Raw genomic sequence first — 14,738 nt, forward strand, 5'->3', positions numbered from 1 at the left:
TGCGGCATCTCGTCGCTGGATCACGGTGTGTATGCGAGCGCGTCGAGGTCGCAGCTGAGGTCTTCCCGGTGCCGGCGCAGCAGCTCGCCCAGGACGGTGTCCTGTACGCCGTCGGGCAGTTGGGGCACTGGGATGCCGAGGCGTTGACCGGTTCTGGTGAGGGCGAGTACGGCCCACGCGGGGTCGGTGAGGAACGGGTCGGTGCCGTCCTGGCTCTCCCAGGTTCCGAGGACGGCGGCGGCGCCGGCGACACGGGCGTAGCGGTCGCTGAGCCGGACGACGGCCGGGTCGTTGAGGGCCGCGGTGCCGGGCGGGATGCGGCGGCACTGTTCTCGCAGGGTGCGCAGTTCGGTGGCGAACGCCCCGGCGAGCGCGCCGAGGTGTGCGCCGGGGCCGCGGAGTGCCGCGGTCCGGTCTGCGCTCGCGACGAGGGAGGCGGCCATGAAGTCGCCGCCGCCCGCGATGCCGAGCAGGCTGTAGTCCAGGTCGGGGAGTTCGGCCCCGGCGGCGAACAGCTGCGGCGGCGGCTCCTGCTCGACGAACCAGGACCGCTCGGCCAGGCCGCGTAGCTGGGGCACCAGAACGGCTTGGCAGGAGGCGCTGCCGGCGTGGCCGAGGCCGGCGACGGGCAGGTCGCGCACGAGCTTGTCGAGCGCCCCGTACTGGGGGCTCGCGTGGTCGTGGCCGCGCGCGCCCAGGACGGTGGCGAGCTCCTCCAGGTTCTCCCGCAGCAGGTCGGGCACGACGTACTTGACGGCGGCGGCCAGGACGTGGGCGCTCGCGGGCAGCAGGCTCAGGGCGCGCAGTACCACCGTGGCCATGGCGTCGCAGGCGAGCAGGTCGGCGAAGACCCCGGCGAGCGGCTTGTGCCACCGTCTGGCGACGGGCTTGGCGCGGTTTTCGGTCGCGGCGCGCACCGCGGAGTGCAGCACGGTGTCGGCGGCCGCGGTGACGACTCCGCAGATCAGGCTCCGGTTCACCTGGAAGGCGCGCAGGGCCAGCCCGACGCCGTCGCCGGGGCTGCCGACCAGGGCGTCCGCGGGCACGGGGCAGTCGGTGAACTCCAGGCCGGAGAAGAGCGCCCCGCGCATCCCGGATGTCTCCACGCGGGGCAGGTGCCGCAGGTGCGCCGTGTCCTGCTGGGCGGGGTCCAGGAGCAGCACGGAGTGGCTGCGTGGTCCGCGGGCCGGCTCGGTGCGGGCGTAGACGACCTGGAGGCCGGCGCGGCGCGCGTTGATGATGACGTCCTTGCGGCCGCCGACCCGGTATCCGTCCGGGCCCTGGCGGGCGGTGAACTCGTGGCGCAGGATGGCGTTGGCGTGGGCGAGTTCGTGGTGCAGGATCGTGGCCCGGCCGCCGCCGAGCAGCAGGCCGGCCATCTCCTGGCGCTGACGTGTGTCGCCCTGCGCCCATACGGCGCCCGCGGCGAACAGCGAGATGATCCCGTGTCCGAAGCCGAGGGCCACGTCCCGCCGGAAGACGGGGCGCAGGGCGCGTGCGAGGAGGTCGGCGCGGGTGAGCCGGCCGCCGAGCCGGGCGGGCACGAATTCGGCGCCGAGCCCTTCATCGGTGAGCAGGGCCTCGGTCTCGGCGGGCGGGGTGCGCCGGGCGTCGGCGGCGAACAGGGCCGCGAGGCCGTGCGGGTTGGCGGGGTCATAGGGGTCGCCGAGCCGGGCCTCCAGCCGTTGCGCGCGGGACCGGGCGTCCGCCTCGGCGCGGCCGCGGGTCACGGTGGGGTGCCCGGGGGTCTCGGCGGTGGTGGTCATGACGGCGGCGTTCGCCTCCTCGTCGTACGGAGTGTCGGTGCGGGCGCGGGTGTGCGGGGGTGTGCGGGGCCTGTGCGTCGAGGCTGCGGGCTCCTGGTCGCGTCCCGGTGGAGCGATGCTCGGGAAACGGCCCAGGACCCGTGCAGGATCCTTGACGCGCCGGGTCCTGTGCGTCATAGCACCCGGATCGCCGACTCGGCGTGGGCTTTGGCCAGGCGGAGCGTGGCGGTGGAGTTGCGGCCGAGTGCCTCGCGGATGTAGCGGCGCGCCGACCCCAGGTCGGCGCCGGGGCCCAGGACCGCCTCGATGGCCTCCTCGCGCAGAACGACGCTGTGCTGCGCGAGGACCGTGACACCCGTCGCGTCGGGCACCACCGACCATTCGCCGGTGTGCGCCTCCATCAGGGCGGGTGTGGCTGTCTGCTTGTAGACGATGCGTCCCGCGTGGGGGAAGCAGACCCGGACCGACTCGGTGGTGTGCGTGCTGCCGTCGCCGGTCACGGTGTCCATGGTCATGACCTGGACGCCCGGGGTGTCCTCGGCCAGGTCGAGGCGCGAGACGTGCGGGAGGAGTTCGGGCCAGTCGCTCACGCGGTACAGGAAGTCGTAGACGAGTTCGGCCGGGCCGTTCACGCGCACCGAGTCCTCGAAGGACAGCACGAGTTCGTCCAGGCGCGTCCAGCGTTCGGCGAGACGTTTGAGGTTGTCCAGCTCGGCACGGGAGTTGGTCTCGCAGGCGCGTTCGACCCACGCCACGTCGTCAGGGCGGTCGCCGGCGACGGTGAAGGTGTGCAGCAGGGTCAGCCGGCTGGTGCCGCCGGGGCGTTCCTCGACGGTCCAGGTGCCGTCCATCGTCTCGACGGGTGCCTGTGGGCGGGTCTGGCGGAATGTGATGCGGCGCTCCTGCGGATCCTGGGTTCGCTGGGAGATCCAGGACCTCACCTCGCCGTTGGCCCTCGCCCACATCCGCAGCCGCTCGGCGCGGCCGTCGAACTCCAGGCGTTCCACGTGGACGTTCGGCGGGAAGAACAGCGGCCAGCGCACGGCGTCCGCGATCAGCCCGTAGACGACGCCCGGCCGGGCGTCGACGTCGACACAGTGCCTCGTACGGTGGATATGTTCGTCGGACACCACATTTACCTCTTTCTCGGTCGCTCGCACAGGTCGGGAAGTCAGAAGTTGCCCAGGCCGCCGCAGACGTTGAGGGCCTGCGCGGTGATGGAGGCGGCCGGTCCGGACGCCAGGTACCCGACGAGGGCGGCGACTTCCTGGGGGGTCGAGTAGCGGCCGAGCGGGATCTTCGCCTCGAACTGCGTCCGCACCGAGTCCTCGGTGGTCCCCCAGGCGGCCGCGTAGCCTTCGCGTACCCGCTGGGCCATCGGTGTCTCGACGTAGCCGGGGCAGACGGCGTTGACGGTGACACCGCTCGGCGCGAGTTCGCGGCCCAGTGCCTTGGTGAAGCCGACGACGCCGTGTTTGGAGGCGCTGTAGGGGGCTCCGAGCAGGACGCCCTGTTTGCCCGCGGTGGAGGCGATGTTGATGATCCGCCCGTGCGCGGCGCCGTCCAGGCCGCCGTTCTTGAGCGCTTCACGCGTCATGAGGAACACGCTGTTGAGGTTGGTGTCGATGACGTCGTACCAGAGCTCGTCGGTGAGGTCTGCGGTGACGCCGCCGCCGCTGCGCCCGGCGTTGTTGACCAGGACGGTGAGCGGCCCATATGTGTCGACGGCGGCGCGCACCAGGGCGGTGACGTCTGCGTGCGAGCGCACGTCGGCGGCCTGCCCCGCGGCGTCCAGGCCCTCCTGCCGCAGTACCTCGACGGTCTGCTTGACCCGCAGTTCGTGGCGGGCGCACAGGAAGACGCGGTGTCCCGCCCTGCCGAGGGTGCGGGCCACTTCCAGGCCGATGCCGCTCGTGCCTCCGGTCACCAGGGCGACGGGGTGGGTGTCGGACATGGTCAGTGCTCCTTCGTCAAGGTGCCGGCGGGGGTCGGTGGCGGGGCCGGCTCGGGGTGCGCCGCGTCGGCGAGGGGGGCGGGCGGTCCGGCCGGGGCGAGGGCACGGCGCAGGGCGTCGCGGGTGAGGAGGGGGCCGCGGGCGGCGACGTAGCCGTCGGGGCGCACGAGGAGCCAGGCGCCGGGCGGTAGTCCGAGCGCGGTGCGCAAGGTGGCGCCCGGGTCGGTGTGCGGTGCGGGCCCGTCGGTGGCGTCGGGCCGGCCTCCGAGGGTGCGGACCGACAGCCATTCGCCGTACTGGGCGGCGGCGGTGACGGCCACGTCTGCGGGTGTGCGGCCGGGGCTGCCGGGGTGCGCGCTGAGCAGCAACGTCCAGCGCACGTCGCGTAGTTCGGCGCTGAAGGCCCGGCGGGCGGCGGGGTCCGTGTTGTCCAGGGGCACGGCTCTGGCCCGTTCACCCGGTCCGGGGCCGGGGCCGGTACGGGGCGCGGGGCCGGCGGGGCCGTCGGTCGTGGTCAGCGGTGAGGTGGGGTAGCCGATGCGCAGCCCCGACATGCCGCCGAGGACCTTGCGCTGGATGGCGCGGCGCAGTGGGCCCACCCTGCGGACGACTGCGAAGACGAGGGGCAGCACGGCTCCTGCGAGCAGGTTGCGCAGCTGGACCAGGACGGTAGCGGTGCGGGTGGAGTCGAGCAGCGCGGCGCCGATCGGGACCCGTTCCTTGCTGTAGCTGTCGAGCAGCGGCGCCCCCGCATGCCCCTGTTCGACCAGGGCGAGCTTCCAGGCGAGGTTGTACGCCTCCTGGATGCCGGTGTTCATGCCCTGCCCGGAGGCGGGGCTGTGTACGTGCGCGGCGTCACCGGCGACGAAGACGCGGCCGTCGCCCATGCGTTCGACCATGCGCTGCTGGAAGGTGAACACGGAGGTCCACTCGCTCGGGCCGACGGTGACGTCGCGGCCCAGGCCCTTGGAGAGCTTCGCCGCGAGGTGCTCCTCGGCGCGGCCGGGTTGCGGGGCGTCGTCCGGTGGTGCTGTGTCGAGGAGCCGCCAGTGGCCCTCGCGGGCGTAGGGCACCATCATCAGGGCCTGCTGCCCGGTGTGAGCCCAGTAGATGGTGTCGGGCGGCAGGTCCATGGCGACGGGCACGTCGGCGAGCATCCAGGTCTCGCTGCTGGTGCCGATGAGTTCGAGTCCGAGCAGTGTGCGCACCGTGCTGTGGCCGCCGTCGCAGCCGACCAGCCATGGGATGTCGAGGCTGTGTTCGGCACCGGTGGCGTCTTCGAGGGTGGCGTGCACCCTGTCGTCATGCCGGCTGAGTGCGGTCAGGCGCACGCCCCACTCGACCCGGACGCCGAGCCTGGCCACGGCATCGCGCAGTACGGCCTCGGTCTCGGTCTGCCCGATGACGAGGGTGAACGGGTAGGCGGTGGGCATCGATGCGTAGTCGGCCTCCAGGCGCACCAGGTGGCGGCCCCGGGCGTACATGGTGAAGGCACGGTTCTCGCGGCCCCGCTCGAGCATGGCGTCGACGACGCCCATCTGGTCGTAGGTCTCCAGAGTGCGCGGGTGCGTGGCCACGGCGCGGCTGGTGCGTGCGGGCTCGGGTGCCGCGTCGACCAGGCGCACCCGCAGGCCGCGGCGGGCCAGCTCGTGGGCGGCGGTCAGGCCGACGGGCCCGGCGCCCACGATCAGCACCTGGGGCCGGGTGTCGTGCTGCTGGGCGGAGATCACCATGGTCGGTCTCCCGGGGTGGTGGGGTCGGGTCGCAGGTCGTGGGGGCCGGTGCGCCGGATCAGGGTGCGGCCCGCGTCTTCAGCCTTTGGCGCACCGCCCGTCGTTCGGTCTTGCCGGTGCGGGTGCGGGGCACCGCGTCGAGGGCCTCGGTGACGCGGATCCGCTCGAAGGGGCTGAGGCGTTCGTTGGCGCGCTCGGTGACCGCGTCGAGGACATCGAGGATGCTGACGCCGCGGGGAGCGGCGGCCGGGGTGTGCGGATCGGCCCCGGCGCCCGGGTGCAGCACGATGCCGGCCCAGACCAGGGCTCCGTGCTCCGGGTCGGGCCAGTCGGCCACGACGCAGTCGGCGACGCGCGGGTCGTCGGCGAGGATCTGCTCGACGTGGCTGGGCGAGACGATCTCGTTGTCGTACGTGAAGACGTCGGTGAGCCGGTCGATCAGGCGCAGGTTTCCCTCGTCGTCGGCGTAGCCCACATCGCCGGTGGCGAACCAGCCGTCCGCGTCGATCCGGGCGGGCTGCCCCTCGTCGAGGTAGCCGGCCATCAGCTGCGGTCCGCGTATCTGGACTTCGCCGGTGGCCCAGGGTCCGACGGGGCGCCCTGTCATCAGGTCGACGAGGCGGCACTCGGTGTCCGCGACGACGGTGCCGACGGTGCCGGGGCGGTAGCGGCCGGGCCGCTGGCAGTGTGTCAGCGGGGAGAGCTCGGCCATGCCGTAGCCCTGGATGACGGGGACGCGGAGCCTTTGTTGCAGGGTGCGGGCGGCCTGCGGCCTGAGCGCGGCTCCGCCGGACAGTACGGCGCTCAGGCGCAGCCCGCGCGGGATGCCCCGGGCCAGGCGCTCGTCCGCGGCGAGGGCGTGCAGACGCGCGGGCAGCCCGTAGTAGTGCGTGGCCCGCACATCGGCGGCGGCCGTCAGGGACGCCATCGGGTCGGGGTCCTGGCACAGCACCTGGCAGGCGCCCGCGTACAGGGCCGAGTTGAGGTGCATGACGTGGTACAGCGGCAGGTGGTTGAGGGTGATGGAGTCGGCGCTCAGGCCGTGTGCGAGGGCAGTCTGCCGGGCGTTGGCGACCAGATTGCGGTGGGTGAGCAGGACTCCTTTGGGGGCGCCGGTCGTGCCCGTGGTGAACTGCACGCACGCGACGGCGCCCGGGTCAGGTGCCGGGCCCGCCTGCCAGGGGCCTGCCTCGTCGAGTGCCGCGTGCAGCGGCACAGTGCCGTCGGGCACGACGCCGTCGGGCGTGTCGGTGACCACGACAGCGCGCAGCGAGGGCAGTGCGTGCCGGATCTCGTTGATCAGTGGGGCGGTGGCCGACGGGACGAGGGCGATCTCGACCCGGCCGGCGGCCAGCACGTGCCGAAGGCCTTCCTGGGCGGTGAGCGGGTTGATCAGGACGACGGTGGCGCCGGCCCGTATGGCCCCGTGGTACGCGGCGGCGAAGTCCGGGGCGAGGACGTGGGCGACGCCGACCCGGGTGCCGGGCCCGGCACCCGCGGTCCCGCCCAGCCACCCGGCGATCCGGTCGGTGTACGCGTCGAGTTCGGCGAACCGCAGGGTGCGGGTCGCGGTGCGTACGGCGACACCCTCGGGGTGGCGCCGTGCCGCGCGGCGCAGCAGGCCGTCCACCGGAAGGTCTCCGTGCGGGAAGTCGCGCACCGTGTCTCCTTGTCCCTGTTTCCACTCGCGGCGACGAGCGCCGCCGAACGGTTTTCAGCGTCCGGCGGGGCGCTTGAGGAATCGTCGAAGAACACTCGATCGGTGGCGCAGGCAGGGGTGTGAACCGCTTGAGGGCCGCTGCCGGGAGAGGGGCACGGGCCGGGCGGGTGAGGGCGGTGCGTGACCGGTCGGGGCCGGCGGCTGCGGGTTTCAGGCGTGGCAGGGCGGCAGGCCGCCGTGGTATTGCGCCATCTCGCGGAACAGGGCCGGGATGTCCAGGGGGACGCCGGGCGGCGCGCCTTGCTGCTCTGCGTAGGCGCGGTGCAGATTGGGCACCAGGCGTTCGGAGTCGAGGAGTTCGGTGTACGGGCCGGGGCCCGCCTCCCGGGCGAGCTGGAGGGGGGTCAGCCCGGCGGCCAGGCCTTCGCGGGCCAGTCGTTGCAGATGGCGGAAGTAGCCCTCGTCGGCGTCGAGGAGTTCGGGGCCGCCGACGGGGCCGTGGCCGGGGACGACCGTGAGCGGGTCCAGCGCGCGCAGAGTGTCGAGCGCGTGCAGCGAGCCGCTCACTGAGCCCATCGGGCAGAAGGGAGTGACGCCGGACATCACCACGTCGCCCGCGAACAGGACCCGCTGTCGGGGCAGCCACACCACGGTGTCGCCGGTGGTGTGGGCGGGCCCCACATGGAGCAGTTCGGCGCGCACCGGCCCCACGCGCAGGGTCATCCGCTCCTGGTAGGTGACCTGCGGGACGACGACTTCGAGGTCGCCCCAGCGCACATCGGGCCACAGGCCGGCCAGATGAAGCCCGGCCGCTTCGGCCTCGGTGCGGGCCCGTTCGTGGCCGACCACGACGGCCTCGGGGAAGACGAAGTTGCCGAAGGTGTGGTCGCCGTGGAAGTGGGTGTTCACGAGGAGGCGGGGCGGACGCCGCGTGACGCCCAGTACCTGGCGTCGCAGGTTCAGGGCCCGTGCCTGGGTGGCGACGGTGTCCACGAGGGCGCTCTGTCCGCCGCCGAGAAGCAGCCCGGCGTTGTTCAGGCACCAGCCGCCGTCGGGCTGTACGTAGGCCAGGACGCCGTCGCCGACCTCGGTGAGCCGGCCGTCCGGCATCTCAGGCCGTGGCCCGGGCCGCGAGGGCGGCGTTGACCAGGTCGAGGTACTGGCGCGGCGTCTGTGCCTCGTCGAGGGCCTCCTCGTCGAGTGTCACCTCCAGGTCGCGCTCGATGACCCCGGTGACCTGGAGCAGGGCCAGCGAGTCGTAGCCCAGGTTCAGGAAGAGGGTGTCCAGGGCCGCCTCGTCCAGGGGCACTGACCCGCCGTCACCGGCCGCGTCGCGGAGCAAGGTGGCCAGGTCGGTCAGTTGAAGGCGTTCCACGATGTGCCCCCTCCTCGTCCTTGGATCCGTGCTTGGATCCGTGCTGGGATTGGTTTCGGGTCGGTTCTCTGTTGGTTGTCACAAGTGGCACGGCTACCGCGGTGCCCCGCGCACGAGGGCCGCCGCGTTGAACCCTCCGCGCCCGCGGGCCAGGACCAGCGCGTGCCGCAGCCCGGCCGGGCGTGCGGCGCCCGTCACCAGGTCCACGGGGCAGTCGTCGGCGAGCGGTCCGGCCCGGGCCGTCGGCGGGATCACCTGGTCGCGCAGGGCGAGCAGCGCGGCCGCCAGATCGAGTGCCGATCCGCCCGCGCCCAGGCGCCCGGTGAGCGACTTGGGGGCGGTGACCGGCACCCCGTACGGCCCGAACAGCTCGGTGAGGGCGGCCGCCTCGGCACGGTCGGCGTCTCGTCCTCCTGCCGCGTCGGCGAACACCACGTCCACGTCGGCCGCGGCGATGTCCGCGTCGGCGAGCGCGAGCCGCGCCGCGTCCGCCAGCCGGGGTGCGCCGCGTCCCGGTGCCGGGTCGAAGGTGGCGGCGCAGCCCTCGACGGTGGCAAGCACCCGGGCGCCGCGGGCGTGCGCGACGTCGCTGTCCTCCAGGACCAGCAGGGCCCCGCCCTCCCCCACGACGTGTCCGCAGGCGTCGGCGGAGAACGGCAGGTATGCGCGTGCCGGGTCTCGGCTCGTGCTCATGCCGCCGGCCGCCAGGTGTGCGGTGAAGCCCCAGGGGCACACGGTGGCGTCGAAGCCCCCGGTGAGCACGGCGTGGCCGCCCTTGCGCAGCTGGCGTCGGGCCTGTGCCACCGCGTCGAGGCCGCCGGCCTGCTCGGAGACGACGACGCCGCTGGGTCCGCGGAGTTTGTGCCGGATGGAGATCTGGCCGGAGTTGGCGGCGTAGAACCAGGCGAACGACTGGTAGGCGCCGACGTGCCGGCTGCCCTTGCTCCACAGCGCCTGCAGTTCGCGCTGGCCGAACTCGAAGCCGCCCGCGCCGCCTGCCGTGACGACGCCCATGGCGTAGTCGGGCAGGGCCGCCGGATCGAGGTGTGCGGTGGTGAGGGCCTCCGTGGCGGCGGTGAGAGCGAGCCGGGTCACCCGGTCCGTCTGGGGCAGCAGCTTGTCCGGCACGTGGGCGGCGTCGTCGAAGCCGGTGATCTCGCCCGCGAGGCCGGCCGAGTAGCCGGTGGCGTCGAAGCGGGTGACGGGCCCGATGGCGCGCTGTCCGCGCAGCATCGCGGACCACCAGGCCTCGGTGCCGACGCCTCCTGGGGCGACGACTCCGATCCCGGTGACGGCGGCACGCATCCCCTGGGTGCCCAGCAGTCCGCTGTGCTCGGAGGCGGGCGCGGTCATGCCGCCGTCCTTGTCCGTGCGCCGGTCAGGACCATCGCGCTCTGGAAGCCGCCGAAACCGCTGCCGACGCTGAGTACCGTGTCGGTGCGCTGTTCGCGGGCGACGAGGGGGACGTAGTCGAGGTCGCAGTCCGGGTCGGGGTCGTGCAGGTTGGCGGTGGGCGGCACGACACCGTGCTCGATGGCCAGCGCACCGGCGGCGATCTCCAGGGAGCCGATCGCGCCGAGTGAGTGCCCGATCATCGACTTGATGGAGCTGACCGGCACCCGGCGGGCGTGCTCGCCCAGGCTTGTCTTGAAGGCGGCCGTCTCGTGCTTGTCGTTCTGTTTGGTGCCGGAGCCGTGGGCGTTGACGTAGTCGACGGCGGTGGCGTCGAGGCGGGCCTCGTCCAGGGCGACGCGGATGGCTTCCGCCATCTCCCGTCCGTCCAGGCGCAGTCCGGTCATGTGGTACGCGTTGGAGCGGCCGGCGAAGCCCGCGATCTCGGCGTAGATGTGGGCGCCCCTGCGGTTCGCGTGCTCGCGTTCCTCCAGGATGAGGACCGCGCTGCCCTCGCCCAGCACGAAGCCGTTGCGGGTGCGGTCGAAGGGGCGTGAGGCGCTCTCCGGTTCGTCGTTGCGGGCCGAGGTGGCACGGATCGCGTCGAAGGAGGCGAGTGTGATCGGGGTGATCGGGGCTTCCGACGCGCCGGCCACCATCACATCGGCGCTGCCCTCGCGGATGAGTTCCGCCGCGTGTCCCAGCGAGTCGAGGCCGGAGGTGCAGCCGGTGGACACGACGGTGACCGGGCCCAACGCCCCTGTTTCGCGGGCTACTTCGGCGGCTACGGAGCTCGGCACGAGATAGTCGCCGAGCCGCTTCTGGGCCCGTGCCGGGTCGAGGAGCCAGTGGCTTCCGCCCTCGCTGACATGGGCGTACACCTCGTCGAGTCCGCTGCTGCAGCCGACGGCGGTGCCCAGGGCCACCCCGGTGCGCTCGCCCCGGGCCGCGGGGTCGACACCGCTGTCGGCGACAGCCTCCCGGGTGGCGGTCAGGGCGAACTGGGCGACCCGGTCCAGGCGGTGTGCCTCGTTCGCGCCGAACCCGTGCAGTGCCGGGTCGAAGTCGGCCTCGGCGGCGACCTGTGAGCGGAACGAGCCGGCGTCGAAGCGCGTGATGCGGCGGGTCGCGGTGCGGCCCTCGGTCAGCATCGACCAGAACGCCTTGGTGCCGATCCCGCCGGGGGCGACCACCCCGATCCCGGTGATGACGACGCGTCGCATCAGCTGCTCACCCCTGCCGGCTCCGGCGTCAGCCGGCGCACGACGCGGGCCGCGCGACCCACCAGGCGCGGCAGTTCGGGGCCGCGGACGAAGAAGTGGTCGCCGGGCACGGTGCGCGCGGTGAAGCGGCCGGTGGTCCACAGCCGCCACCGCGCCATCGCCCGGGGCTGCGCCAGCGGGTCGTCGGCGCCGGCCACGGCCAGCACCGGGACGCCGAGAGGGCCGGCGGGGGACGGTTCGCGGGCGGCGGCGCGCAGTTCGTGGGCGAGGACGAGGTCGTCGCGCAGCACCGGCAGCACGGCCCGGTGCCACAGCCCGCCGGGCTGCGCGCCGCGGGGCAGCGCCCCGACCTCGTCGAGCAGGTGCAGCAGGTCCTCGTCGCCGGCCCGGCAGGAGTTGGACAGGTCGGACAGCGCGTCGGGCGGCGGGCAGGCGCCGACCACGAGCAGCGAGGGCCCCGGAAGGCCCGCCTCGTGCAGGGCGCGGGTGAGGGTGTAGGCGACCAGCGCGCCCAGGCTGTGCCCGTAGAGCACGTACGGCACGTCGCGGTCCTGGGTGGTGAAGTGGCCCAGCAGGTCGTCGATCAGGTCCGCGGGGCGTGTGAGGCGGGCCTCGCGGCGGCGCCGTTCGCGGCCGGGCAGCAGGTGCGGCACGGTCTCGACGCCGGCGCCCAGACGGGGGCCCCAGCCGTAGAAGGCGGAGACCCCCGCCCCGGCATGCGCGAAGCAGTGGAGCCGTACGGGCCGTTCGTCGGTCATGGGCCGTCCTCTCGCGCGGTTTCGTCCTGGGGCCGGGCCGGGTCTGCTGGCCTTGGCCGACCGCAGCCTGGCAGGGGCCGCTCGAACGGCGCTCGCGCTCAGGCCGCGTACAGGTCGAACGTGGACAGGCCGCGCGGCCCGCCGGCCACGTCGAGGGCGGGGTCGACGGCGAGCATCGCCTGGTGCAGGCGTCGCAACTGCGGCGACGGCTCCACGCCGAGCTCCTGCACGAGGCGCATGCGCAGCCTGCGGTAGACATCGAGCGCGGTGGCCTGCCGCCCCGAGCGGTACAGGGCCACCATCGCCTGCGAGTGCAGTCCCTCGTGCTGGGGGTGACGGGCGATCAGGTCGATGAGCTCGGCGATGACCTCGGTGTGCCGTCCGCAGCGCAGTTCGGCGTCGATGCAGCGTTCGACGGTGGCCAGGCGGCTCTCCTGAAGGCGCATCACCTCGATCTCCAGGACCGGGCCGAGGCGTACGTCGACGAGGGCGGGCCCCTGCCACAGGCCGAGCGCGTCGCGGAAATGCAGCGCGGCCCGCTCGTCCTCGCCCTCGCCGAACGCTCGGCGCCCCTGCGCCACCAGCTGCTCGTAACGGTGCACATCGACAGCGTCCGGTGCGATCTGCAGCAGATAGCCGCCGTGCCGGGTGGCCAGGACCTCCTTGGCGGCGCCGGGCGCATCGGGGCCCATCGCGGTGCCGAGACGCCGACGCAGCTGCAGGATGTATGTCTGCAGCGTGGTCATCGCGCTCTGCGGCGAGTTGCTTCCCCAAATCTCCTCCATGAGTGTGGGCACGGGCACGACACGGCCCGGGTAGAAGGCGAGCAGGGCAAGGAGCTGCCTCGGCTTGCCCGCGGTCGGCACGATCGACACTCCGTTGACCTCTGCGCTCAGCGGGCCCAGAACCTGTATCCGCACGGTGTCCTCCCCAAGGACCGATTACGTTCCCCCGACTGTGTGGTCGGCTGCGCCGGCGCTGTCCCTTCGGTCGCCTCGGTGGCCGAATGCCGTCGGTGCGAGGCACGCTAACCCCGGCCGCACCACCCGCCCCGATCTCTCGACCGGCGTTCAAGTGGCCCTCCACACAAGGCAGTCGGCCCCCGCAAGGCCGTCTCGAGAACACTCGTACGACCGCTGGAGGCCCGCTCGCGCCAGGGCGCACGACCGCCGGGTGGCCGATACCGTCCAAGTCCGAACGGACCACGACGGAGGGGTACACGATGAGCGTCGTCGCCACCTCGCACCACGAGCCGGCGCTCATCGCCGCGCCGGCCCGGACCGGCCGGGCGGCATCCGCGAGCGGATGTGTCGAGTTCCGCCTCCTGGGCCCGGTCACGGTCCACGACGGCGCCGGCGGCCGGGACATCACACCGCCCGGATCCAAACAGCGCGCCCTGCTCGCCTCGTTCGTCACGCAAGCCGGGGTGCTGCTCGACGTGGACCGGCTCGCCGCGGAGCTCTGGGACGGTGCGCCGCCCGCGAACGCGGCGAACGCGCTCCAGGCCCACGTGGCCCGGCTGCGCCGGCTGCTGCCGGCAGCGGGCGGCGGACACGAGTGGATCAGGACCCTGCCGACGGGCTACACGCTCAACCTGGGGAACGCCCGCACCGACGTCCAGCACTTCGCCCGGCGCTCGCGCGAGGGCCGGGCCGCGCTCGCGGCGAATCCGGCGAGGGCGGCGGAACTCCTGCACTCCGCACTGGAGTTGTGGCGCGGCCCCGCGCTGCAGGGCTGCCGCACCGGACCGATCTGCGAGGCCGAGGCCGAGCGGCTCGACGAGATACGGCTCACCTCACTGGAGGCCCTCCACGAGGCGAACCTGCGCTGCGAGCGGCACGGCGAGAGCATCGGCGAACTGGAACGCCTCACGGCCGACCACCCGCTGCGCGAGCGCTTCTACGACCTGTTGATGGTGGCCCTGTACCGCAGCGGCCGGCAGACGGAGGCCCTCGGGGTGTACGAGCGGGCGCGCCGCCGTCTCGTCGGCGCTCTGGGAATCGAGCCCGGCCCCGCACTGCGCGCCCGGCTCGACGCGATCCTCGCCCACTCCCCCGGCCTGTCCGCGGCGCCCGCCCCCGCGCTGCTGGAGGAACTCGGCCGGCTGCGCCACCGGGTCACCGAACTCGGCCTAGCACAGCATGAGTTGACCCATCGCGTCGACGCGGTCACGGCTCCGGAGAGCTAGGGTCTTTCGTTTGGGTCAGGCCGGTCTGGGGCGGGATACTCACGCGGCGCGCGCAGGGATGTACCGGGTGCGCGGCGGCGCCGTTCGGTAGTGGCCGGCCCGCCCGGGAGCGACCAGCACCGTCAGCAGCAGCCGCCACAACTCGGCCGTACCGCGCGGGGCTCCGGCCTGCGCGGGGCCGTCGGGTCCGGGCGCCGCTATGCCGTACAGCATCGCCACGAGCAGCGTCCGGATGCCGTCACCGCGTGCGGCCTCGCTCAGCTGACCGGCCGCCTCGGCCTCGCCGAGCAGGCGCACGGCCTCATCGAGCCAGATCCGGCGCAGGCCGGTGCTCTCGGGCCGCCCGTCGGTGCCGTCGTCGGACAGCCGGAAGGCGGCGCGCACCACGGCATCCTCCCGCCGGGCCCGGGCGAGCCAGTGCGTCAGGTCGATGAGGATCTGCACGGGCTCATCACCCGAGTCCCGCCGCTCGCCCAGGAAGTCCAGCAGCCGCACACGGCCCTGCTCGCGCACCGCGTCGGCGAGGCCCTCCTTCGACGTGAAATGGAAGTACAGCGCGCCTTTGGTCATGCCGGCGGCCGCCGCGATCTGCCCGAGCGTGGTATGCGCGTACCCGCTCCTGGTGAGCAGCTTCGCCCCCTCCTCCAGGAGCCTGCGCCGGGTGCGCTCCGATCTGTCCTGCATCCGCC

At 73.6% G+C, this 14,738-nt stretch carries 13 protein-coding genes; 1 reads left to right on the forward strand and 12 read right to left on the reverse strand.

Annotation, left to right across the window (positions count from 1 at the left end; translation table 11 throughout):
• Positions 1-20: 20 nt before the first annotated feature.
• The 11 genes from OG510_RS00730 to OG510_RS00780 form a co-directional block, all read right to left on the reverse strand.
• Positions 21-1,943 carry an acyl-CoA dehydrogenase gene (locus OG510_RS00730; protein WP_406134653.1) on the reverse strand — a complete coding sequence of 641 codons (1,923 nt, stop codon included), beginning with the start codon at positions 1,941-1,943 and terminating at the stop codon, positions 21-23.
• A complete protein-coding gene (locus OG510_RS00735; RefSeq protein WP_406134654.1) occupies positions 1,940-2,896 on the reverse strand; it encodes an aromatase/cyclase in 957 nt (318 codons plus the stop codon). The genes OG510_RS00730 and OG510_RS00735 overlap by 4 nt, the downstream gene beginning before the upstream one ends.
• 41 nt (positions 2,897-2,937) lie before the next feature.
• On the reverse strand, positions 2,938-3,720 hold the full coding sequence (locus tag OG510_RS00740; protein WP_406134655.1) for an SDR family NAD(P)-dependent oxidoreductase: 783 nt from the start codon (positions 3,718-3,720) through the stop codon (positions 2,938-2,940).
• A 2-nt stretch (positions 3,721-3,722) separates the two neighbouring features.
• Entirely contained in the window at positions 3,723-5,453 is a 1,731-nt protein-coding gene (locus OG510_RS00745; RefSeq protein WP_406134656.1) for an FAD-dependent oxidoreductase, read from the reverse strand.
• Positions 5,454-5,511: 58 nt separating this feature from the next.
• Positions 5,512-7,113: a class I adenylate-forming enzyme family protein gene (locus tag OG510_RS00750; protein ID WP_406134657.1), complete on the reverse strand. Its 1,602-nt coding sequence runs from the start codon at positions 7,111-7,113 to the stop codon at positions 5,512-5,514.
• A gap of 210 nt (positions 7,114-7,323) precedes the next feature.
• Entirely contained in the window at positions 7,324-8,223 is a 900-nt protein-coding gene (locus tag OG510_RS00755) for an MBL fold metallo-hydrolase (protein WP_406134658.1), read from the reverse strand.
• Between the two features lies 1 nt (position 8,224).
• Complete coding sequence (locus OG510_RS00760; RefSeq protein WP_164267342.1) at positions 8,225-8,488, reverse strand: acyl carrier protein; 264 nt, start codon at positions 8,486-8,488, stop codon at positions 8,225-8,227.
• A 93-nt stretch (positions 8,489-8,581) separates the two neighbouring features.
• Positions 8,582-9,841 carry a beta-ketoacyl synthase N-terminal-like domain-containing protein gene (locus tag OG510_RS00765; RefSeq protein WP_406134660.1) on the reverse strand — a complete coding sequence of 420 codons (1,260 nt, stop codon included), beginning with the start codon at positions 9,839-9,841 and terminating at the stop codon, positions 8,582-8,584.
• Positions 9,838-11,103: a beta-ketoacyl-[acyl-carrier-protein] synthase family protein gene (locus tag OG510_RS00770; protein WP_406134661.1), complete on the reverse strand. Its 1,266-nt coding sequence runs from the start codon at positions 11,101-11,103 to the stop codon at positions 9,838-9,840. Before OG510_RS00770 ends, OG510_RS00765 begins: the two co-directional genes overlap by 4 nt.
• Positions 11,103-11,861: a thioesterase II family protein gene (locus OG510_RS00775; RefSeq protein ID WP_406134662.1), complete on the reverse strand. Its 759-nt coding sequence runs from the start codon at positions 11,859-11,861 to the stop codon at positions 11,103-11,105. Before OG510_RS00775 ends, OG510_RS00770 begins: the two co-directional genes overlap by 1 nt.
• Before the next feature lie 98 nt (positions 11,862-11,959).
• Positions 11,960-12,781 carry a BTAD domain-containing putative transcriptional regulator gene (locus tag OG510_RS00780; RefSeq protein WP_406134663.1) on the reverse strand — a complete coding sequence of 274 codons (822 nt, stop codon included), beginning with the start codon at positions 12,779-12,781 and terminating at the stop codon, positions 11,960-11,962.
• 302 nt (positions 12,782-13,083) lie between these two features.
• On the opposite strand from OG510_RS00780, the gene OG510_RS00785 reads away from it, so the two are divergent.
• Positions 13,084-14,049 (forward strand): BTAD domain-containing putative transcriptional regulator, encoded by a 966-nt coding sequence (locus tag OG510_RS00785; protein WP_406134664.1) that lies wholly within the window; start codon positions 13,084-13,086, stop codon positions 14,047-14,049.
• 39 nt (positions 14,050-14,088) lie between these two features.
• Here OG510_RS00785 and OG510_RS00790 read toward each other — a convergent pair whose 3' ends face one another.
• Positions 14,089-14,733: a ScbR family autoregulator-binding transcription factor gene (locus OG510_RS00790; protein ID WP_406134665.1), complete on the reverse strand. Its 645-nt coding sequence runs from the start codon at positions 14,731-14,733 to the stop codon at positions 14,089-14,091.
• Positions 14,734-14,738 lie beyond the last annotated feature (5 nt).

Origin of the sequence: Streptomyces sp. NBC_01089 (assembly GCF_045162975.1) — a bacterium.
In the GTDB taxonomy this organism is placed as follows: domain Bacteria; phylum Actinomycetota; class Actinomycetes; order Streptomycetales; family Streptomycetaceae; genus Streptomyces.

What these genes read in the sequence shown, in the direction of transcription:
- OG510_RS00770 (WP_406134661.1), bottom strand. Translation starts at nt 11,103, where the DNA reads ATGCGACGCGTCGTCATCACCGGGATCGGGGTGGTCGCCCCCGGCGGG.
- OG510_RS00745 (WP_406134656.1), bottom strand. Translation starts at nt 5,453, where the DNA reads ATGGTGATCTCCGCCCAGCAGCACGACACCCGGCCCCAGGTGCTGATC.
- OG510_RS00765 (WP_406134660.1), bottom strand. Translation starts at nt 9,841, where the DNA reads ATGACCGCGCCCGCCTCCGAGCACAGCGGACTGCTGGGCACCCAGGGG.
- OG510_RS00775 (WP_406134662.1), bottom strand. Translation starts at nt 11,861, where the DNA reads ATGACCGACGAACGGCCCGTACGGCTCCACTGCTTCGCGCATGCCGGG.
- OG510_RS00785 (WP_406134664.1), top strand. Translation starts at nt 13,084, where the DNA reads ATGAGCGTCGTCGCCACCTCGCACCACGAGCCGGCGCTCATCGCCGCG.
- OG510_RS00790 (WP_406134665.1), bottom strand. Translation starts at nt 14,733, where the DNA reads ATGCAGGACAGATCGGAGCGCACCCGGCGCAGGCTCCTGGAGGAGGGG.
- OG510_RS00740 (WP_406134655.1), bottom strand. Translation starts at nt 3,720, where the DNA reads ATGTCCGACACCCACCCCGTCGCCCTGGTGACCGGAGGCACGAGCGGC.
- OG510_RS00755 (WP_406134658.1), bottom strand. Translation starts at nt 8,223, where the DNA reads ATGCCGGACGGCCGGCTCACCGAGGTCGGCGACGGCGTCCTGGCCTAC.
- OG510_RS00730 (WP_406134653.1), bottom strand. Translation starts at nt 1,943, where the DNA reads ATGACGCACAGGACCCGGCGCGTCAAGGATCCTGCACGGGTCCTGGGC.